21 protein-coding genes and 1 tRNA gene are annotated in these 19,895 nt (G+C 63.0%); 12 read left to right on the forward strand and 10 right to left on the reverse strand.

All coding sequences use genetic code 11. From position 1 onward, the window contains the following. Positions 1–16: 16 nt before the first annotated feature. Genes fdhF through E7681_RS02180 form a run of 3 tightly spaced genes read left to right on the forward strand, consistent with a single transcriptional unit; the run spans position 17 to position 3,913 of the window. The gene (fdhF, locus tag E7681_RS02170; protein ID WP_136337614.1) at positions 17–2,893 is read left to right on the forward strand and encodes a formate dehydrogenase subunit alpha; all 2,877 of its coding nucleotides are present in this window, start codon (positions 17–19) and stop codon (positions 2,891–2,893) included. Further along, on the forward strand, positions 2,890–3,705 hold the full coding sequence (gene fdhD / locus E7681_RS02175) for a formate dehydrogenase accessory sulfurtransferase FdhD (RefSeq protein WP_136337615.1): 816 nt from the start codon (positions 2,890–2,892) through the stop codon (positions 3,703–3,705). Before fdhF ends, fdhD begins: the two co-directional genes overlap by 4 nt. Further along, on the forward strand, positions 3,695–3,913 hold the full coding sequence (locus E7681_RS02180) for a formate dehydrogenase subunit delta (RefSeq protein ID WP_136337616.1): 219 nt from the start codon (positions 3,695–3,697) through the stop codon (positions 3,911–3,913). The genes fdhD and E7681_RS02180 overlap by 11 nt, the downstream gene beginning before the upstream one ends. On the opposite strand, the gene E7681_RS19245 is transcribed toward E7681_RS02180, so the two are convergent. After that, the gene (locus E7681_RS19245; RefSeq protein ID WP_136337617.1) at positions 3,910–4,335 is read right to left on the reverse strand and encodes an acyltransferase; all 426 of its coding nucleotides are present in this window, start codon (positions 4,333–4,335) and stop codon (positions 3,910–3,912) included. The genes E7681_RS02180 and E7681_RS19245 overlap by 4 nt on opposite strands. A gap of 366 nt (positions 4,336–4,701) precedes the next feature. On the opposite strand from E7681_RS19245, the gene E7681_RS02190 reads away from it, so the two are divergent. Next, the gene (locus tag E7681_RS02190) at positions 4,702–5,256 is read left to right on the forward strand and encodes a hypothetical protein (RefSeq protein WP_136337618.1); all 555 of its coding nucleotides are present in this window, start codon (positions 4,702–4,704) and stop codon (positions 5,254–5,256) included. Between the two features lie 596 nt (positions 5,257–5,852). Here E7681_RS02190 and E7681_RS02195 read toward each other — a convergent pair. Beyond that, positions 5,853–5,929 (reverse strand) — tRNA-Arg (locus E7681_RS02195). Positions 5,930–6,020: 91 nt separating this feature from the next. On the opposite strand from E7681_RS02195, the gene E7681_RS02200 reads away from it, so the two are divergent. Continuing rightward, a complete protein-coding gene (locus E7681_RS02200; RefSeq protein ID WP_136337619.1) occupies positions 6,021–7,043 on the forward strand; it encodes a LacI family DNA-binding transcriptional regulator in 1,023 nt (340 codons plus the stop codon). An 84-nt stretch (positions 7,044–7,127) separates the two neighbouring features. Here E7681_RS02200 and E7681_RS02205 read toward each other — a convergent pair whose 3' ends face one another. Further along, positions 7,128–7,832 (reverse strand): winged helix-turn-helix domain-containing protein, encoded by a 705-nt coding sequence (locus tag E7681_RS02205; protein ID WP_136337620.1) that lies wholly within the window; start codon positions 7,830–7,832, stop codon positions 7,128–7,130. Then, the gene (locus tag E7681_RS02210) at positions 7,804–8,097 is read right to left on the reverse strand and encodes a hypothetical protein (protein WP_136337621.1); all 294 of its coding nucleotides are present in this window, start codon (positions 8,095–8,097) and stop codon (positions 7,804–7,806) included. Before E7681_RS02210 ends, E7681_RS02205 begins: the two co-directional genes overlap by 29 nt. A gap of 183 nt (positions 8,098–8,280) precedes the next feature. Between E7681_RS02210 and E7681_RS02215 the strand changes: the two genes are divergently transcribed. The 3 genes from E7681_RS02215 to E7681_RS02225 all read left to right on the forward strand — a co-directional run bounded on the left by E7681_RS02215 (position 8,281) and on the right by E7681_RS02225 (position 10,802). Continuing rightward, positions 8,281–8,934, forward strand: coding sequence for a hypothetical protein (locus E7681_RS02215; RefSeq protein ID WP_136337622.1), 654 nt, complete (start codon positions 8,281–8,283; stop codon positions 8,932–8,934). A gap of 37 nt (positions 8,935–8,971) precedes the next feature. Beyond that, positions 8,972–9,604: a ribonuclease HII gene (locus E7681_RS02220; protein WP_136337623.1), complete on the forward strand. Its 633-nt coding sequence runs from the start codon at positions 8,972–8,974 to the stop codon at positions 9,602–9,604. Positions 9,605–9,695: 91 nt separating this feature from the next. Then, positions 9,696–10,802, forward strand: coding sequence for a site-specific DNA-methyltransferase (locus E7681_RS02225; protein WP_136337624.1), 1,107 nt, complete (start codon positions 9,696–9,698; stop codon positions 10,800–10,802). A gap of 90 nt (positions 10,803–10,892) precedes the next feature. Here the strand turns inward: E7681_RS02225 and E7681_RS02230 are convergent, their stop codons facing one another. The 3 genes from E7681_RS02230 to E7681_RS02240 form a co-directional block, all read right to left on the reverse strand. After that, on the reverse strand, positions 10,893–12,089 hold the full coding sequence (locus tag E7681_RS02230; protein WP_136337625.1) for a thiolase family protein: 1,197 nt from the start codon (positions 12,087–12,089) through the stop codon (positions 10,893–10,895). A 96-nt stretch (positions 12,090–12,185) separates the two neighbouring features. Further along, positions 12,186–13,316, reverse strand: a complete 1,131-nt coding sequence (locus E7681_RS02235; RefSeq protein ID WP_136337626.1) for an alkane 1-monooxygenase — start codon at positions 13,314–13,316, stop codon at positions 12,186–12,188. A 15-nt stretch (positions 13,317–13,331) separates the two neighbouring features. Beyond that, complete coding sequence (locus E7681_RS02240) at positions 13,332–14,333, reverse strand: A/G-specific adenine glycosylase (RefSeq protein WP_425471371.1); 1,002 nt, start codon at positions 14,331–14,333, stop codon at positions 13,332–13,334. Between the two features lie 150 nt (positions 14,334–14,483). Between E7681_RS02240 and E7681_RS02245 the strand changes: the two genes are divergently transcribed. From E7681_RS02245 to E7681_RS02255, 3 genes are read left to right on the forward strand one after another with little or no spacing between them, the layout of a single operon-like run. After that, a complete protein-coding gene (locus E7681_RS02245) occupies positions 14,484–14,990 on the forward strand; it encodes a DUF721 domain-containing protein (protein WP_136337628.1) in 507 nt (168 codons plus the stop codon). Positions 14,991–15,004: 14 nt separating this feature from the next. Next, positions 15,005–15,652, forward strand: coding sequence for a DsbA family protein (locus E7681_RS02250; protein ID WP_136337629.1), 648 nt, complete (start codon positions 15,005–15,007; stop codon positions 15,650–15,652). Beyond that, entirely contained in the window at positions 15,652–16,764 is a 1,113-nt protein-coding gene (locus E7681_RS02255; protein ID WP_136337630.1) for a CaiB/BaiF CoA transferase family protein, read from the forward strand. The genes E7681_RS02250 and E7681_RS02255 overlap by 1 nt, the downstream gene beginning before the upstream one ends. Before the next feature lie 84 nt (positions 16,765–16,848). Here the strand turns inward: E7681_RS02255 and E7681_RS02260 are convergent, their stop codons facing one another. Next, positions 16,849–17,502: a YggS family pyridoxal phosphate-dependent enzyme gene (locus E7681_RS02260; protein WP_136337631.1), complete on the reverse strand. Its 654-nt coding sequence runs from the start codon at positions 17,500–17,502 to the stop codon at positions 16,849–16,851. A gap of 121 nt (positions 17,503–17,623) precedes the next feature. Further along, positions 17,624–18,499 carry a porin gene (locus E7681_RS02265; protein WP_246032386.1) on the reverse strand — a complete coding sequence of 292 codons (876 nt, stop codon included), beginning with the start codon at positions 18,497–18,499 and terminating at the stop codon, positions 17,624–17,626. Between the two features lie 263 nt (positions 18,500–18,762). On the opposite strand from E7681_RS02265, the gene E7681_RS02270 reads away from it, so the two are divergent. After that, complete coding sequence (locus tag E7681_RS02270; RefSeq protein WP_136337917.1) at positions 18,763–19,248, forward strand: DUF3576 domain-containing protein; 486 nt, start codon at positions 18,763–18,765, stop codon at positions 19,246–19,248. 141 nt (positions 19,249–19,389) lie between these two features. Here E7681_RS02270 and E7681_RS02275 read toward each other — a convergent pair whose 3' ends face one another. Beyond that, positions 19,390–19,881 carry a cupin domain-containing protein gene (locus E7681_RS02275; RefSeq protein WP_136337633.1) on the reverse strand — a complete coding sequence of 164 codons (492 nt, stop codon included), beginning with the start codon at positions 19,879–19,881 and terminating at the stop codon, positions 19,390–19,392. Positions 19,882–19,895 lie beyond the last annotated feature (14 nt).

The following is a 19,895-nucleotide window of genomic DNA, read 5'->3' on the forward strand; positions in this document are numbered from 1 at the left end:
AGAAGGGGGCGGGGCTGTGAAGGATTTCATTATTCCCTGGGATGACCGGGACATGGGCACGCCTGCGAAGACGGGTAAGCCGGTGACGCTGACCGTGGATGGCGTTGAGGTGGTGGTGCCCGAGGGGACGTCGGTCATGCGGGCGGCGGCTGAGGCGGGGATTTCGGTGCCCAAGCTGTGTGCGACGGATTCGGTGGAGGCGTTCGGGTCTTGCCGCTTGTGCGTGGTGGAGATCGAGGGGAGGCGGGGAACGCCGGCGTCCTGTACCACGCCGGTTGCGCCGGGGATGGTGGTGCATACGCAATCGTCCAAGGTGCGCAAGATCCGCAAGGGGGTGATGGAGCTGTATATCAGCGACCACCCGCTGGATTGCCTGACCTGCGCGGCCAATGGTGATTGCGAGTTGCAGGACATGGCCGGGGCCGTGGGGCTGCGGGATGTGCGCTATGCGCCGGGCGAGAACCATTTCGAGGTACGCTCGAGTGGCGAGGCGAATGCGCGGTATATTCCGAAGGATGAGAGCAACCCGTATTTCACCTATGACCCGCAGAAATGCATCGTCTGCTCGCGCTGTGTGCGGGCCTGCGAGGAGGTTCAGGGGACATTCGCGCTGACCATCGAGGGGCGCGGGTTTGACAGCCGGGTCAAGGCGGGGATGGCGGGGGATGACTTCCTGTCGTCGGATTGCGTGAGCTGTGGGGCCTGTGTGCAGGCCTGTCCAACCTCGACCCTGCAGGAGAAATCGGTGATCGAACTGGGCACGCCGGAGCGGTCGGTGGTGACGACCTGCGCCTATTGCGGGGTGGGCTGTTCGTTCAAGGCCGAGATGCAGGGCGATCAGTTGGTCCGCATGGTGCCGCACAAGCAGGGCAAGGCGAACCGGGGGCATTCCTGTGTGAAGGGGCGGTTTGCCTGGGGCTATGCCACGCATAAGGAGCGTATCCTGAACCCGATGATCCGCGACAGCATCGACCAGCCGTGGCAGGAGGTCAGCTGGGACGAGGCGATCGGCTTTGCGGCGGAGCGGATGCGCGGGCTGCAGGAGAAGTACGGGCGGCGCTCGGTCGGGGTGATTACCTCGTCGCGGTGCACGAACGAGGAAACGTTCCTGGTGCAGAAGCTGACCCGCGCGGTGTTTGGCAATAACAACACGGATACTTGCGCGCGGGTGTGTCACTCGCCCACCGGGTATGGGCTGGGGCAGACGTTTGGGACCAGCGCGGGGACGCAGGATTTCGACTCGGTCGAGCATACGGATGTGGTGATCATCATCGGGGCGAACCCGACGGATGGGCACCCGGTGTTTGCCAGCCGTCTGAAGAAGCGGTTGCGCAAGGGCGCCAAGCTGATCGTGATCGACCCGCGCCGGACGGATATGGTGAAGTCGGCGCATATTCAGGCGGCGCATCACCTGGCGCTGCGGCCCGGCACCAACGTGGCCGTGGTGACGGCGCTAGCGCATGTGATCGTGACCGAGGGGCTGGCGGATGAGGCGTTTATCCGTGAGCGCTGCGATTGGGATGAGTTCCGCGAGTATGCCGAGTTCGCGAGCGACCCGCGTCATGCGCCCGAGGCCGTTGAGGCGCTGACTGGCGTCCCGGCCGAGGAGCTGCGCAAAGCGGCGCGGCTGTTCGCCACTGGCGGCAATGGGGCGATTTATTATGGGCTGGGGGTGACAGAGCATTCTCAGGGCTCGACCACCGTGATCGGCATTGCCAACCTGGCGATGATGACCGGCAATATCGGGCGGACCGGCGTGGGGGTGAACCCGCTGCGGGGGCAGAACAACGTGCAGGGCTCGTGCGATATGGGGTCGTTCCCCCATGAATTGCCGGGCTATCGCCATGTCAAACTGCCCGAGGTCCGCGCGATTTTCGAAAACGCCTGGGGTGTGCAGATCGACCCCGAGCCGGGCTTGCGCATCCCCAACATGCTGGATGCCGCGGTGGAGGGGACGTTCAAGGGCCTGTATTGTCAGGGTGAGGATATCCTGCAATCGGACCCCGATACCAAGCACGTCGCCGCCGGTCTGGCCGCGATGGAATGCGTGATCGTGCATGACCTGTTCCTGAACGAGACCGCGAATTACGCGCATGTGTTCCTGCCGGGGTCCACGTTCCTTGAAAAGAACGGGACGTTCACGAATGCTGAACGCCGCATCAACATGGTGCGCAAGGTGATGGCGCCGCTGAACGGGTACGAGGATTGGCAAGTCACCCAGATGCTGGCCAACGCGATGGGGGCCGGGTGGGACTACACCCATCCCAGGCAGATCATGGCGGAAATCGCGGCGACGACGCCCTCGTTCGCGGGCGTGACGTATGAGAAGATCGACGAGATGGGGTCGGTCCAGTGGCCGTGCAATGAGGCGAACCCGGATGGTACTCCGCTGATGCATGTGGACGGCTTCGTGCGGGGCAAGGGGCGATTCATCGTTACCGAATACGTGCCGACGCTGGAGAAGACGGGGCCACGCTTCCCGCTGCTGCTGACCACGGGGCGGATCCTGTCGCAGTATAACGTGGGCGCGCAGACACGGCGGACAGATAACGTGGTCTGGCACGATCAGGACGTGCTGGAGATCCACCCCCATGATGCCGAAACGCGCGGCGTGAAGGACGGGGATTTCGTGAAGCTGGCCTCGCGCTCGGGGGAGACGACGCTGCGGGCGCAGATCACCGACCGGGTCAGCCCCGGCGTGGTCTACACCACGTTCCATCATCCGGACACGCAGGCCAACGTGGTCACCACCGACTTCAGCGACTGGGCCACGAACTGCCCGGAATACAAGGTGACGGCGGTGCAGGTCAGCCCCTCGAACGGGCCAAGCGACTGGCAAGAGGATTACGCCGCACAGGCCGCGCAATCGCGCCGGATTCAGGCGGCGGAATGAAGCGGCCTGTCGCCTCTTGCCCCGGTGTGTCCGTCCAGCAGGGCGGACAGCGGGCCGTGCTGCGCGCCCTGCCCGAAGAGGTGCCGGTGGCGCTGGTCTTCAACGGGGAAACGCAGGCGGTGATGATGGCCTCGCCCTGCGATCTGGAGGATTTCGCGGCCGGTTTCGCGCTTGGCGAGGGGATCGTGCAGCGGATCGACCAGATCGAGGCGATCGAGGTCGTCACCCATGACCACGGCATCGAGGCGCAGATGGAGCTGACGCCCGACGCAGCCAAGGCCCTGCATCTGCGCCGCCGCGCCATGACCGGGCCGGTGGGCTGCGGGCTGTGCGGGATCGACAGCCTGGATCAGGCGATCCGCCCCCTGCCCCACCTCTCTGGCGAGCTGCGGCTGACGCATGAGGCCGTCGCAGGCGCAACCGAGGCGCTACGCGCACATCAGCCGTTGCACGACCAGACCCACGGCACCCACGCCGCCGGGTTCCTGACGGCGGATGGCACAATCGCGCTGGTGCGCGAGGATGTCGGCCGTCACAACGCGCTGGACAAGCTGATCGGCGCGCTGGCCCGTACGGGGATCGACCCGGCGAGCGGTGCGATGGTGCTGACCAGCCGTGTCTCGGTCGAGCTGATCCAGAAGGCGGCCTTTGCCGGTTGTCCGGTGCTGATCGCCGTTTCCGCCCCCACCGCACTGGCCCTGCGCCAAGCCGATCAGGCCGGGATCACGCTGGCCGCCTTTGCCCGCGGCGGCGGGTTCGACCTGTATTCCCACCCCCACCGCATCCAGACCGGAGCCACCGATGTCGCCTGAAAAAATGGTCCTGATGGCCAACCAGATCGCCACGTTCTTCAAGACCCAACCCGGCGAGGATCAGGCCCAACGCGTGGCCGATCACCTGAACGATTTCTGGGAACCCCGGATGCGGCGGCAGCTGATCGCGCATGTCGACGCAGGCGGCGCAGGGCTGGAGCCGCTGGTGCTGGAAGCAATGGCCAAGGTCCGCGTCCCGGCGGATTAAGGGGCGGTTTTCAGCACGCGCGCCGGCACTCCGCCGACCACGGTATTGGCCGCAACATCACCCGTGACCACCGCATTGGCCGCGATCACCGCGTTGTCGCCAATGGTGACCCCCGGCAGGATGGTGGCCTTGGCCCCGATCCACACGTTGTCCCCGATGGCGATATCGGCGCAGACAAATCCCTGTTTGCGAGTGGGGCGCCCGGATTTGTAATCGTGGTTCTGATCGCGGATCGTGACATACTCGGCGATCAGGCAATCCGCCCCGATCCTGATCGATTGCCGCGCGATGATGGTGCAGCCGTGGCCGACATAGCCGTCCGGCCCGATGCTAAGGTCACCGTATTTGGCGATCAGCGTGGCGTGGCGGTCGATCACCGTCCGCTGGCCCAGCGCGACGCACCCCCCGTTGGTGGCTTTCATCACGACGCCTGCATTGATCTGGCAGCCAGTGTCGCAGCGTACATTCCAAAGGGTCGTGATCGCCTTCTGGCGGAAAAAACTGCGCAGCTTTCGCAAAAATCCGATCAAAGCCAACCCCGCAATGGCACCTGTTTCTTTCTTAACGGGCCATGAAACCAATGGGAAGCATTCGAGGCGCAGGACAGGGCTGACGCCCTCTGCGCACGCCACGACTGGTACCATTTCGAGACTTTTTGAGACCAGAATATTAGACACAACAAGCAAGCAGGCCTAACATTCATATTATATTGAATATTTTGCACATAATATGTAAATCTCGCAGGGAGACTAACTGCCAGAGGTCCACTGGTGGCGATACCCTTTGCCTTGATTATGCTGCTCTATGCCTTCGCGTATTTTCTCGTGGGCAAGGTCGTCTATCCGACACAGCTTTTGCTGATGCCGGATGTTGCCCCTTATGCAAGCCTTTGTTTCTTGCCGCATGGCATCCGAACCATCGCGACCTGGTACTACAAGCGTGCAGCTATCATACCGCTGTTTATCGCTTCGGCTGCGGTGGGTTACTATTATCAATACCCGGCGCCGCTTGAAATCCAGCTTGGGTTGGCGCTCTGGTCTGCCTCGGCGGCCTATCTGGCATTCAAATTGATGGATCAGGTTGGGCTGTATTCGTTCTTTGACCCAAACCAGCCCATATCAAGGCCCTACGTGCCCATCTTTATCGGCGGGTTTATCGCCTCGATCCTGAATATGCTTGGATTGCTGGCCGTGTCTCAGAGCATCATGTTCAGCGACGTCGCTGTTCCTGCCACACTGGCGCTGGCGACGGGTGACTTCCTTGGTCTGGTCATGACCTTCGTGCTGTTGTCGCTTTGGTTTCGTGTCGAGCGCAGGTTTATCTGGCTCACGAACCGCCGCTGACCCTCACGTAGGTGCCACTGCGGGGGCTGCCGATTTTCTCGATCCATCCGGCATTCTGCAAGGATTTGATCGCCCGAAAAATTGTAGGACGCGAATACCGGCTATAGAGCGAACTGCCAAGAACGGCCCCGACATCAAATTCCTTTGAATTGCCCAACCACTCTGGCGCGCACAGAATATCCCGCTCGCATTCGGACAGATCCTGGATTCCCAGGTCGTGTTCCAAAGTGCGCACAGACGCACGGAGTTGAGAGAACAAAGAATTTGACACGTTAACTTGACCTTTATCTTAAGTATCGCTAAGATACTTATACGGAGGGTGTATCACAATCCGTAATATAAGAAAGTTATACCTAGTTATCATCCTCGCCAAGCCCCAAACTTGGCGGGGATATTTCTTTTTGATACTTTTGAACATAAACTATACCGATGATATGCGCGCCTTGTCACTTCGACAGGGTCAACCTAGGCACAGGCAAAGCATATTTCGGGCTGACACTGGCAGATCACCGAGTTGCAAGCATCTTGGCGCCATCGCCAAGAATCGAACAGGCAGAGCAAACACCCAGCCAGCGCCTTCTCAACAATTGGCAGATTGGTGACCCCGGCAGGATTCGAACCTGCAACCTGCCCCTTAGGAGGGGGCTGCTCTATCCAGTTGAGCCACGGGACCACGCAAAGCGGTGTAGCCCGATGCTGGCGCTTGAACAAGGGTCGGAGTTCGCGCTAACACTAACGAACACGCAATTCCCAGGACCCGGAATTTGAGCCGAAAAGACCACCGCCCCCTGACCCTGCGCGACGTGTCCGAAGCCTCGGGCGTGTCCGAGATGACCGTCAGCCGCGTCCTGCGCAACCGCAGCGACGTCAGCGAGGCGACGCGGGAAAAGGTGCTGCGCGCGGCGAAACAGCTGGGCTATGTGCCCAACAAGATCGCCGGCGCATTGGCCAGTCAGCGCGTGAACTTGGTCGCTGTCATCATCCCGTCGCTGTCGAACATGGTCTTCCCCGAGGTACTGAACGGCATCAGCCGCACGCTCGAGGATACCGGCCTGCAGCCCGTCGTGGGCGTGACCGACTACAACCCCGAGAAAGAGGAAAAGGTGCTGTACGAGATGCTCTCGTGGCGGCCCTCGGGGGTGATCATCGCAGGGCTGGAACATTCGGACGCCGCACGCGCCATGCTGCGGGCGGCAGGCATTCCGGTGGTCGAGGTGATGGATGTGGACGGCGAACCCGTCGACACCTGCGTGGGCATTTCGCACAGACGGGCCGGGCGCGAGATCGGCAAGGCCATCGTCGCGGCAGGCTACAAGCGGATCGGGTTCCTGGGCACCAAGATGCCGATGGACCACCGCGCCCGCAAACGGTTCGAGGGCTTCACCCAGGCACTGGCCAAAGGCGGGATCGAGGTCGCGGACCAGGAATTCTACTCGGGCGGCTCGGCGCTGGCCAAGGGGCGCGAAATGACCGCCGCCATGCTGCAGCGCACGCCCGATCTGGATTTTCTCTACTACTCGAACGACATGATCGGCGCGGGCGGGCTGCTGTACCTGATCGAAAAGGGCTATGACATTCCCGGCCAAATCGGTCTGGCGGGCTTCAACGGGGTCGAGCTGCTGCAAGGCCTGCCCAAGAAGCTGGCCACGATGGATGCCTGCCGCGCGGAAATCGGTCGTCGCGCCGCAGAACTGATCCTGCAACGGATCGAAACGGCCGATATGGACAGCCCCGACCGGATCGAGCTGACCCCGACCCTGTCGCGCGGCGATACACTGCGCGGCTGACCCCTTCTTCTTTTTGAAAATATCCTCGGGGGGGCCCGAAGGGCGGGGGGCAGACAGCCCCCCTCTGCGCTCGCCGCAGGCGCATCAGATCATCTTGATGACGTCTTTATCCACGGCCAGCATATAGCCCTTGCGGGCGATGTTCTTGACCAGCAACTCGCTGACCATCTGGTTGCCCAGTGTGTCGCGCAGGCGTTTGATCCGGGTCGCGCCCGCCGCCTCATCGCAATCGGCCGAGTCGCGGCCCGACACCATCGCCTCGATCTGCGCGCCGGACAGCACGTCCTCGTCCATCCGCGCCTCGGCCAGCACCGAGAGGGTCTCCATCGCGGCCTCGGTCAGCTTGAAGCCCATGTTGTTCAGGTAAACCGTGTTCTCATCCCGCGAAATCAACAGCGAGGACACCTGAATCCCCGAATGCTCGATCTGCGCCATGCGCCGGTTCAGCGTCACCAGCATGACCAGGAACACCAGCGCCGCCAGCAACAGCGCCGTGGCAAAGACCAGCAGCACGAAGATCACCATCCGGTAGCTGGCCAGCACGTCGGAAAAGGCGGTGCCGGATTGGGCCAAGATCTCCAGCAGCTTGATCTCGGTGGCGCCGGTCAGCAGGTCGTTCTCGACAAAGATCCGCTCGACCCGCGCGTTGAAGGCGTTGGCGTCGGGCAGGGTCAGCAACAGCACCGCCCCCGCCACCAGCAGGATGCCGACGATGGCGACGATGCCGAATGTCACGATCCGTCCGCCCGAGCGGCGCACCTCAGAAGCGGAGGAAATACCGTCCTGCACTGTCCTTCCTTTCCTTCAGCCCGTCTTTGCCGAAAACCGACAGCACGTTCAGCAAGACCCACCCTTCTCGCGACAGGCGGGCGCCGACCTCGGCCCGGGCCGAGCCTGCATCGCAGGCCCCGTCCAAGCGTATGACACCGTAGTGCAGGCGCAAGGGATTATCTTGCTTGGCCTTGTAATCGGCATAGCAGTCATCCCCGGCCCAGGCGGGCAAGGCGGGGATCACAAGGGCTGCGGACAGCAAAAGGGCGAGGATCTGTTTCATGCCGTCACCATGCGCGCCCGGCCCCGGTTATTCAATAACCAAAGGGGTTTGCGCCCGTTGATATCCAATAACAGGCCGCCGTTATTGAGCGACTTTGCCGGTCGGGGCCAGGGTGATCCCACACCGCCCGGCCAACGAGGTTCGGGCCCACAGAATCGCAACGCATCTACAGGAGGACACGCCATGTCCCGCAAATTCATCGCTTCCGTTCTGGCTGCTTCTCTGGCTGTCACGACCGTTTCCGCAGTGCCCGCGAAGGCCGACAACGATGCCCTGATCGGCCTGCTGGCCGGGGCCACCGCGCTGGTCATCATCGGCAACGCGCTGGAGGACGACAACCGTGACTCGCGTCGTCATGAGCGTCGTCATGACCGCCGTGACGATCGTTGGACCGACGGGCGCGGCGGTCATGGTGGTCATGGCGATCACCGTCGCGAGGATGGCTGGAACGATGGCCGGGGTGGCCACGGCGACCACCGTTGGGATGACCGTCGCGATGGTCGCCGTGATGATCGTCGGGACGACCGCCGCGGTGGCCGCTATGGCCATGACACCCCGCCCACGGTCTACTTTGACCGTCGCCACGACCCGCGTGCGACCCGCGACGTGGATCAGCGGACGGGCCGGAACGTGCTGCCGGGCCATTGCCGCAGCAGCTTTTGGACGCCGGACGGCAACCGCTCGTACATGGACACCGAGTGCCTGCAGAACACCTTTCGGTTCCAGCGTGACCTGCCGCGTCAGTGCCGTATCACCGTGCTGGACCACAACCGCCGCAAGTCCGGCTATTCGATCAGCTGCCTGACCGACAACGGCTATCGGATCGCCGGCCGCTGACCCTTGCACCAAGGCCCGGGTTGTGCGTTACCAAGGTATGAGCACACCCGATTACAGCATCGAGCAGACCATCCACGCGCAGGGCTTCCGGCGCGTGGTTGGCGTTGACGAGGTGGGGCGCGGGCCGCTGGCCGGCCCCGTGACCGCCGCCGCCGTCATCCTGGACCCCGCGCATATCCCCGAGGGGCTGAACGATTCCAAGAAGCTGACACCAAAGAAACGCGCCGCCGCCCTTGAGGCTCTGCTGGCCAGCGCCGAGGTGTCCGTCGCCCATGCCAGCGTCGAGGAAATCGACGAGCTGAACATCCTGCGCGCCAGCCATCTGGCGATGATGCGGGCGATCCAGGGGCTGTCCACCCCGCCCGATTACGCGCTGATCGACGGCAACCTGCTGCCCCGCGACCTGACGCTGCCAGCGCATGCGGTGATCAAAGGGGATGCGCTGTCTTTGTCGATTGCGGCGGCCTCAATTGCGGCAAAAATAAGGCGCGACGAGGTGATGGCGGCACTGGCGCAACAGTTTCCCGGTTATGGCTGGGAGAAGAACGCCGGATACCCCTCAAAACAGCACCGCGAGGCGCTCCAAGATTTGGGGATTACCCCACACCATAGGCGTTCGTTCAAGCCCGTGCACAATATCTTGTATCAACAAAAAAATCTAAGTGACTGATTCAAAAAAGAAATTGACCGCGAATCAGCTTTGACTCATGTTTGTCGTCAACCAAAGAGCGCAAAAATGCGCCGTGGCACTGAGGCAGAGAATGACGACAATGACCAAAAGCAAGGGCGCGGCGGCGCTCCCTCTCAACACGATTCTGGCTGGCGACTGTATCGAGATGATGAACAGTCTGCCCGAAAATTCGATCGACCTGATCTTCGCGGACCCGCCCTATAACCTTCAGCTGAAGGGCGATCTGCACCGGCCCGACAACTCCAAGGTCGATGCGGTGGACGACGCCTGGGATCAGTTTTCCTCGTTCGCGGCCTACGACCGTTTCACCCGTGACTGGCTGGCCGCTGCGCGCCGCCTGCTGAAGCCGAACGGCGCGATCTGGGTGATCGGCAGCTATCACAACATCTTCCGCGTCGGCGCGTCCTTGCAGGATGCGGGCTTCTGGATTCTGAACGACGTGGTGTGGCGCAAGTCGAACCCGATGCCGAACTTCCGCGGCAAGCGTTTCACCAACGCGCATGAGACGATGATCTGGGCCTCCAAATCCGAGGGCGCGAAATACACGTTCAACTACGAGGCGCTGAAGTCGCTGAACGAAGGCGTGCAGATGCGGTCCGACTGGGTTCTGCCGATCTGCAACGGCGGCGAGCGTCTGAAGGATGACAACGGCGACAAGGCCCACCCGACGCAAAAACCCGAGAGCCTGCTGCACCGCGTGCTGGTGGGGTCCACGAACCCCGGCGATGTGGTGCTGGACCCGTTCTTTGGCACCGGCACGACCGGCGCCGTGGCGAAAATGCTGGGCCGCGATTTCATCGGGATCGAGCGCGAGGAGGCGTACCGCAAGGTCGCGCAGAAGCGCCTGGACAGCATCCGCAAATTCGACCGTGAGGCGCTGCAAGTGAGCGCGTCCAAGCGTGCCGAGCCGCGTGTTCCCTTCGGCCAGCTGGTCGAGCGCGGAATGCTGCGTCCGGGCGAGGAGCTGTACTCGATCAACGGTCGTTTCAAGGCCAAGGTGCGCGCCGATGGCACGCTGGTGGGCAAGGACGTCAAGGGCTCGATCCACCAGGTGGGGGCCGCGATGGAAGGCGCACCCAGCTGCAACGGCTGGACCTACTGGGCATTCAAACGCGAGGGGCAGATCGTGCCGATCGACGTGCTGCGCCAGCAGATCCGGGCCGAACTGGCCAACTGATTTCAACAAGTTACCGCCGGTGCCTGTGGCCTGAACACGGCACCAACCTTCCCCGCCGGTTTCACCCGGCGGGGCTTTTTCGTTTTGGCGTCAGAGGACGCGCAGCACCAGCGCCATCGCGGAATCGCCCGCAGCGCAGCCCTGGAACAGGCCGATGCCGCCGCCGCGGATTTCCAGCTCTTCGATCATCTCGATGATGGCGCGCAGGCCGGTGGGGCCTTGCGGGTGGCCCCAGATCAGGGACGAGCCGTAGTTGTTCATCTTGCGCCAATCCAGATCGAAGGCGCGGGCAAAGGCGATGTCATTCACCGCAAAGGGGTTGTGCGATTTGAACACGTCGATGTCGGTGATGCTGAAGCCGGTCTGGCGCAGCACGTTTTCGGCAGCCTTGATCGGGGCGGCGGGCATGAATCCCTTCTCTTCTCGGGCCTGAGCGACACCAAGGATTTCGATCACCGGGTTGGAGCCGCCAACCAGATCGGCCGCGCGTTCGGCACTGTCCACGACGATCATGCCAGCCGCGCCGTCGGCGGGGTGGGTCTGACCGGCGAAGGTGACGGTGCCGCCGGGGACGACAGGTTTCAGGGCGGCCAGTTTCTCGGGGTTCGAGGGGTAGACGCCTTCGTCGCCCGACAGCACCTTCACGGTTTTCTTGAAACGGGCATCCGGCACCTCGAACGCGGCGTCCATGTAGCGTTTCTGGAAGGCGCGGTCATCGGCCAGCGCGTCCTGATATTGCGCCTCGCGGTGGAGGACGACCTCATGCTGTTCCTCGGTGCCGATGCCAAAGCGGTTGGCGACGTTTTCGGCGGTCTGCACCATCGCGCCCTTGGCCCACGGGTCGTAGTTGAAGCTGCCCAGCACCCAATCCTCGGCCTGTCCGGTGCCTCCGGGGCCAGAGGGCGCGGGGTAATACACATGCGCGCCGTTCGAGGTGCGATCCCCCGAGGCCAGCAGCACGGTGGAGGCGCTGCCCAAGGCAATCTCGCCCATCGCGGCAGAGATCAGTCGCGGGCCGGTGGCGCAGGCCTGGTTCAGGATTGGACCGCCCAGATGTTCAGCCCCGATCATCGCGTTGAACCACGGCGCCGCGTAGAAACAGCCGGGCTGGATCACGGTCATGCCATAGGCGGCATAGTCGATCTGGTCGGTCGTGATCTGCCGCTGGGCCAGCGCGTTTTTCGCAACGTGGGCGGCCAGTTCGATCGAGTTCAGATGCGACAGGGACCCCTGCCAACGCGCGAACGGGGTGGACCAGTAAGCTCCGTAAGGGATGTAGCTGGGCATGGGCTCCTCCTCTCATGCTATGCATTATAATGCTATATATTGCATCATAGTTATAAGCAATAGCGAATCAGGGGGCGCTTTCTGCATTAAACTGCATTATGCTTGGCGAGGTAGCGGGTTCGTGGCGGCCTTGTAGGCGCTCCAATCCTCGATCTGCGGGTAGTATTGCCGCCGCCATGCGCGCACACGCGGGTTCATCATGCGCCGCCAGACGGGCGGGATGGTGGCGATGGCGGCCATCAGCGGATAGCCGTAGGGCAGCTGCGGGGCCTGCGTTTCGTCATAGGTTTGCAGCAGGGGAAAACGACGGTCGGGCTTGTAATGGTGGTCCGAGTGGCGCTGGAGGTTGATCAGCAGCCAGTTGGTGGCCGTATGGGCGGCGTTCCAGCTGTGATGCGGTTTGACGTGCTCGTATTTGCCGTCACCCAGGTGTTCGCGGGTCAGGCCATAGTGTTCGACATAGTTGGTCAGTTCCAGCTGCCAGACGGCGCTGAAGGCTTGCAGCAGGAACAGCCCCAGCCCAGCCCAGCCGCCGAGCGCCAAGGCCAGCCCGAGTGCGGCCAGTTGCAGGATGGCATAACGCCAGAACGGGTTGCGCAGGCTGGTCATGGGCAGGTTGCGCCGGGCCAGAAGCGCCTTTTCCGCCGCCCAGGCGGAACGGGGGCATTCCCACAGAACGCGGAAGAAAAAGCGGTGAAAATTCTCGTTATACCGGGCGGTGACGGCGTCGCGGGGGGTGCCGACGTGGCGGTGGTGGACCAGCAAATGCTCGGTTCGGAAGTGGGAGTAGAGGACGCTCGCCAGCAGCAGATCACCCAGCCACCGTTCAAGCGGGTTCGACTGGTGCAGCAGTTCGTGCGCGTAGACGATGCCGATGGTGCCGGACAGCACGCCGAGGCCGAAGAACAGCACGATCTGTTCCCACGTAGCCAGATGGCCCGCGTGGGTGACGTGCCAGATCAGGCCGAACACGGTGATCGCCTGCACCGGAAACCAAAGCATCGTGATGGCGCGGTACCAGGTCAGGTCGGCGTCTGAATTCGGGTCGGGATTGTCAGTATTCAGGCCCAGAACCGCGTCCAGCCCGGTGAAGACCCACCAGCCCAGCAAGGGTAGCAGGAACACCGTCCAGCCGCCGTAGAGGCCGCCGATCCACGCCAGCGGCACCAGCCCCAGCGACATCCAGAAGGGGGCGGCGCGGTGGAAAGAGGCGATGGGGGCGCTCATGGGCTGCTCCGGTCGTTAGTCGGGGGGAGTGTCGAACTCCGCCCGGGCAAGGTCAAACGCCTTTCGCATCACGGTGGGCAGATCCGAGGGGCGAAAGGTCGCGGGCGGCAGGAACTGGCCGGTCTGCGGGTTGGCGTGCCCGACGTCGGCGACCATCACCGTGAGGCGCAGGTGGAAATGGGTGAAGGTGTGCAGGGCCTGCGCGGGCAGCGCGCGCCAGTCGGCTTGCATAGGGGGCGCGGGGTCTGGCGTGTCGGTCCAGTCCGAGCCGGGCCAGCCCAGCATCCCGCCCAGAAGGCCTTTATCGGGGCGGCGTTCCAGCAGAAAGGCCCCATCGTTGCGGCGGGCGATATAGGCGATGCCGTGACGGGTGGGCTTGGGTTTCTTTGGCTCTTTGCGGGGCAGATCGGCGGCGGTGCCGTTGGTGCGGGCCAGACAGGGATCGCGCCATGGGCAGATACCGCAAGCAGGGCTGCGCGGGGTGCAGATCGTGGCGCCAAGGTCCATCACGGCCTGTGCGTAGTCGCCGGGGCGCGCTTGGGGCGTCAGGGCGGCGGCCAGCGCGGTCAGCTCGGGCTTGGCGCGGGGCAAGGGCGTGTGGACGTCGTGGAGGCGGGCCATGACACGCTCGACATTGCCGTCGACCACGGTTTCGGGGCGGTCAAAGGCGATCGAGGCGATGGCAGAGGCCGTGTAAGGCCCGATGCCGGGCAATTGCAGCAACCCCTCGCGCGCGTCGGGGAAGGTGCCGCCGTGCTGGTCTGCCACCACGCGGGCGCATTTCAGCAGGTTGCGGGCGCGGGCGTAATAGCCAAGACCGGCCCATTCACCCATGACGTCCGCATCCTCGGCCGCGGCCAGATCCAGCACGGTGGGCCAGCGCGCGATGAAACGGTGGAAGTAGTCGCGCACGGCGGCGACGGTGGTCTGTTGCAGCATCACCTCGGACAGCCAGACGCGGTACGGGTCGGGGCGCACGCCATCACGCCGGTCGTGCGGACCCACCCGCCAAGGCATGACGCGGGCGTTCCTGTCGTACCAGTCCAACAGATCGGCGGCGGTGGCCACGGTCCCGTCACGCAATGTTTATCTCCTGTCAGCTTCGTATTCGCTGGAATCCACCAGCCTGCCGTTACTAGAATAGCGCGCAAGCAAGGGATGCAAGTCATGGCCACTCGCCACAGCACAACCAAGGGGTTCGCGCGGACCTCGAGCCTGTTACAGGCCCGAATCCGCAAGGCCGGGGAATCGCGCGGTTTCGCCGTGACCCGCCTGCTGACCCATTGGCCCGAGGTGGTGGGCGAGGACATCGCCGCCATCGCCCGCCCGGTCGAGGTGAAATACGGCCGGCAGGGGCTGGGGGCGACGCTGACGCTGCTGACCACGGGCGCACAGGCCCCGATGCTGGAGATGCAAAAGGACCGCATCCGCGAGAAGGTGAACGCCACTTACGGCTACAACGCCATCTCGCGCATCCGCATCACGCAGACCGCGCCCACCGGGTTTGCTGAAGGGCAGGCCGCCTTTACATACCGCCAGAAAGAGGCCCCCAAGGCGCCCGACCCGCAGGTCGTGGCTGAGGCGCAGGCGCTGGCACAGGGAACAACGGATGACGCGTTGCGACAGGCGCTTGAAGCGCTGGCCCGGAACGTTCTATCCAAGTCGAAACGTTAAGAAAGGTTTTCAACATGGACCGCAGATTTGCATTGGGCGTGATCGGCGCCGCAGCCGTAGCCGGGGGCGCATGGACGCTGACCCGCCGCGACGATGGCTTTCCGCCGATGGCCGCACTGGCCGAAGGCAGCGGTGACGCCGCCTCGGTCATGGAAATGACCATGGGCCCCGAGGATGCGAAGGTAACCCTGATGGAGTATGCCTCGTTCACCTGCCCGCACTGCGCCAATTTCCACAACGGCCCGCTGAAGAAAATCAAGGACGAGTACGTCAAGTCCGGCAAGATTCGCTTTGTGTATCGCGACGTCTATTTCGACCGTCCCGGCCTGTGGGCGTCGATGGTCGCGCGCTGCGATGAGGCCAAGTTCTTTGGCATCTCGGACCTGCTGTATGCGGACCAGAAGGCGTGGATCGGCTCAGGTGACCCGACCGTCATCGCCGAGAACTTGCGCAAGATTGGCCGCATCGCGGGCCTGACCGACGACCAGTTGGACACCTGCCTGTCGGACGGCGAAAAGGCGCAGTCCCTGTACACCTGGTATCAGGACAACATGAAGGCCGATGACGTGGACAGCACCCCCACCCTGTTCATCAACGGCAAGAAATACTCGAACATGTCCTATGAAGAGCTGAAGGCCCTGCTGGACGAGGCGCTGGCCTGATGAGCAGCCCGCTGGAAGGTGTCAAAGTCGTCGAACTGGCGCGCATTTTGGCCGGCCCCTGGGCCGGTCAGGCGCTGTCGGATCTGGGTGCCGAAGTCATCAAGGTCGAAGCGCCCGAAGGCGACGACACCCGCCAATGGGGCCCGCCGTTTATCGAGCGCGAGGGCGACACCACCGCCGCCTATTTCCATTCGTGCAACCGGGGCAAACACTCGGTCACCGTCGATTTCCGCACGCCCGAGGGCCAGGAAAAGGTGCGCGAACTGGTGCGCGATGCCGACGTTCTGATCGAGAACTTCAAACTGGGCGGGCTGAAGAAATATGGGCTGGATTACGACTCGCTGCGCGAGATCAATCCGCGGCTGATCTATTGCTCGATCACCGGGTTTGGGCAGACCGGACCCTACGCGCACCGGGCAGGCTATGATTACATCATCCAGGGCATGTCCGGGCTGATGTCCATCACCGGCGACCCGGACGGCCAGCCGCAGCGCGCGGGCGTGGCGGTGACGGACCTGTTCACGGGGATGTACTCGGTCACCGGGATCCTGTCGGCGCTGTACATGCGCGAGCGGACGGGTGTTGGCCAGCACATCGACATGGCGCTGTTGGATTGCGCCGTGGCGGTGACGGCGAACCAGGCGATGAACTACCTGTCCACGGGTGTGCCGCCGGGGCGGACGGGGAACTATCACCCCAACTTGACGCCCTATCAGGTGTTCGACTGCGCGGACGGGTTCATCATCATCGCGACGGGCAATGACGGGCAATATCAGCGCCTGTGCAAGCTGCTGGGCGTGGACTGGATGGCCGAGGCGCCGGAATTCCTGAAGAACGTCGACCGGGTTGCCAATCGCGAGCGGATGATCGGCCTACTGATGGACGAGACCCGGAAATGGACCAAGGCGGACCTGCTGGATGGGTGCGAAGCCCAGGGCATTCCGGCAGGGCCGATCAACGACATGGCCGAGGTGTTCGCGGACCCGCAGGTCAAGGCGCGCGGGATGCAGATCGCACTGGAGGGCGTGCCGGGCGTGCGGATGCCGATCATGTTCTCAGGGGCCGAGCTGAACCTGAAGCGCCCCTCGCCGCGGCTGGGCGAAGACGACTGATGGCGATGGGGGGCGCTGCCCCCCGCGTCGAAAATCGCTGATTTTCAACGCTCCCCCCGGGATATTTTCAAAAAGAAGAAGGGCTTAGGCGTAGTCGCGGGCCCCGAAGATGGCGCTGCCGACACGGACGTGGGTGGCGCCTTGGGCGATGGCTTTCTCGAAGTCGTCGGACATGCCCATGGAGAGTTGGGTCAGATCGTTGCGGGCGGCGATCTTGCGTAGAAGCGCGAAGTGGAGGCTGGATTCCTCGTCGACCGGGGGGATACACATCAGGCCCCGGATGGGCAGGTCGAGCGCGCGGCATTCGGCGATGAAGGCGTCGGCCTCGGTCGGCAGGATGCCGGCCTTTTGCGGCTCTTCCCCGGTGTTGACCTGGATGAACAGATCGGGGCAATGGCCGAGTTCCTGCGCCAGTCGGGCCAGCGTGTGGGCCAGTTTGGGGCGGTCGACGGAGTGGATCGCCTCGAACAGTTGCATGGCCTGGCGGGCCTTGTTGGTTTGCAGCGGGCCGATTAGGTGGACGTTCACGCCCGCATATTGCGCGCGGAAGTCGGGCCATTTACCGGCGGCTTCCTGCACCTTGTTTTCCCCGAACAGGCGGTGGCCTTCGTCCAGAACGGCCTGGACGCGTTCGTTCGGCTGGACCTTGGAGACGGCGATCAGCTGAACCGAACCGGGGGCGCGGCCGGCGGCGGCCTCGGCCTTGGCGATGCGGGATTTGATCAGGGAAAGGGACATGGGGGCCTCCGGGTTCTTTGCGCTTCATCAACCACAGTTTGCGGGCGAGGTCAAAACCGTCAGCACAAAAGAAAAGAGCGGGCGCAAGGCCCGCTCTTCCCTATACAGTCTTCTGGTTCGATTAGAACGCGAAGAAGAAACCAGCCGAGATCTGGTTCATGTCGGTGATGTCGTTGCGGGTCCAGCCTGCTTCGATCGATGCACCGCCCAGGTCGTGGCTGACGCCCAGACCGAAGGTTTCGCCCAGGTCTTCCGACGCGACGAAGCCGTACAGGTAGGTAGCTGCGCCAACGTTTGCGCCGCCCTTCAGAGCGAACTTGTCAACGCCGTCGTTGTCTGCGTAGGCCAGGGTGAAGTCTGCTGCGCCCAGCTTGCCGCCGAAGGTCACGACGGTTTTCTGGTTGGCTGCGGTGTCCGAGTCCTGAACTGCGACAGCTGCGGTGTAGTCGCCGAACTTGTACGACAGAGCCAGTGCGTCACGGTTCGAGTCCGAAACCGACAGGTGTGCGGTGAAGCCGTTTGCCGAGTAGATCACTTCGACGCCGTTTGCTGCACCAACGCCGCCCGACGAGTAAGCGTCCCAGTTCCAGTAGCCGTTACCTGCGGTGTTGGTCACCAGCGAGGTGAAGCCGTTGCCTTCCAGGCCGGTGCCACCCGATTTGGTGTTCATGTACAGGCCGGGCATTGCTTCGATTGCGCCCAGGATGTTGCCGCCAGCAATGGTCAGGCCGCCGGTGGTGATGTAGAAGCGAACGCCGTTGCCTGCGCCCATGCCGTTTTCTTCGGTCTGGATACGCTGACGTGCGCCAACTTTCATGCCCGACTGGGTTTCAGCCGACACGTCGATCTGGATGCGCAGACGCGAAATGAAGTTGGTGGCGTCGGTGACGTCGTTGTACAGGGCGCCAAAACGGCCGTAGCCCGACAGTTTGATGTCTGCAGCTGCCATGCCAGCGGTGGCGATCAGGGCAGTCGTTGCGAAGAGAACTTTTTTCATCAGATTTTCCCTCGGTTTTCCAATCATGCGCCCAACACGGGGAATCCGAATTGGGTATGGCGGTTGTGTCGCTCTTTTGGGGGGGCGTTTGCAAGCGCGTGGTCAAGCGCTCGGCTCATTGCCGAATACGTGGTGCAGCTTTGCCACAGTCTGTCCGAGCGGCCCGATGTGCAGAGGACCGCCTGCAGCCGACTAAGTCCTTGCCCAGATCGGGGCGGTTGGATAGGAAGGTTCTCATCTATTTAAGGGATCTGGGCGTGGGTATGATGTTGACCGGCTTCACGACAAAAGCGATTTGCCTGGCGGCTCTGGTTGGTCTGGCGGGCTGTAGCGCCGGGCAGCCGCCGTCGGCCGAGACGGAAAATCACCTGCTGACTCCGCAGGAGCGCGTGACCAAAACGCAGGGCACCACTCTGTTTGATGCATTCCGCCGCAAGAACTCGGACGTGAATGTGGCCGTGAACCGGTTCATCTGGAACGCCGCCCTGGAAACGCTGAACTTTCTGCCAGTGGAATCGATTGATCCGTTCACCGGCGTGATCGTGATGGGATACGGCACCCCGCCGGGTGGCGGCCGCGCCTATCGCGCCACCGTATATGTTAAGGATCCGGCGCTGGAGGCGCGCTCGCTGGTCGTTGCGATGCAGACCCGTGGTGGTGGCCCGGTCAGCGCCAGCACCCAGCGCGCAGTCGAGGATGCGATCCTGTCGCGCGCGCGGCAGCTACGTATTCAGGACAAACGCTTCTGATCTTCTGACCGGATTTCGGCTGATACGAGACCTTGCCCCCGGGCAAGGTCTTTTTCGTTCCGCCGGACAAAGAGCGCGCAAAATTCTTACAAAGAATTTTGACCGGAAAATTTGGAATTTTCCGGGCCTGTGTCGCGCGGGTTATTTCTTGCCGACCGACCCGCCCAGTGTTTGCAGATTCGCTTGATCGACCAGCGTCCAGGGCAGGCCCTCATTTCTGAAGATTCGCTTTTGCTGGTCGGGATAGTCGCCCACGTCATGGGCAAGGCGTTCCCCGACGACCAGACACCGGAGCGTCTCATTGCCCGTGTTGCGGATCGAATGCGCCAGTCCGCCCTTGCGGTAGCCGAGGAAATCGCCAGGGCCAACCGGGTGCTCTTGCTCTCCGATCCGCGCGATTCCCGTTCCGGACAGGATATAGACGCATTCGTCCTCATGGTGATGGCAGTGAAATTCGGTGGTGTCATGGCCCGAGCCGACCTCGATCAGGTGGACGCCGATTCCCGTCAGTCCCACCGCGTCGCCCAGCGATTTGTTCAGGCGTTGCGCATTGGGGTTCAGGAAGTGGGTCTTTTGCGTCCCTTCCATCGCTTCGATCTGCGCGGCGGTTAACAGATAGGTCTCGTCACTCATATCACTCTCCGGCG

This window comes from Thalassobius vesicularis (genome assembly GCF_004799325.1).
In the GTDB taxonomy this organism is placed as follows: Bacteria; Pseudomonadota; Alphaproteobacteria; order Rhodobacterales; family Rhodobacteraceae; genus Thalassobius; species Thalassobius vesicularis.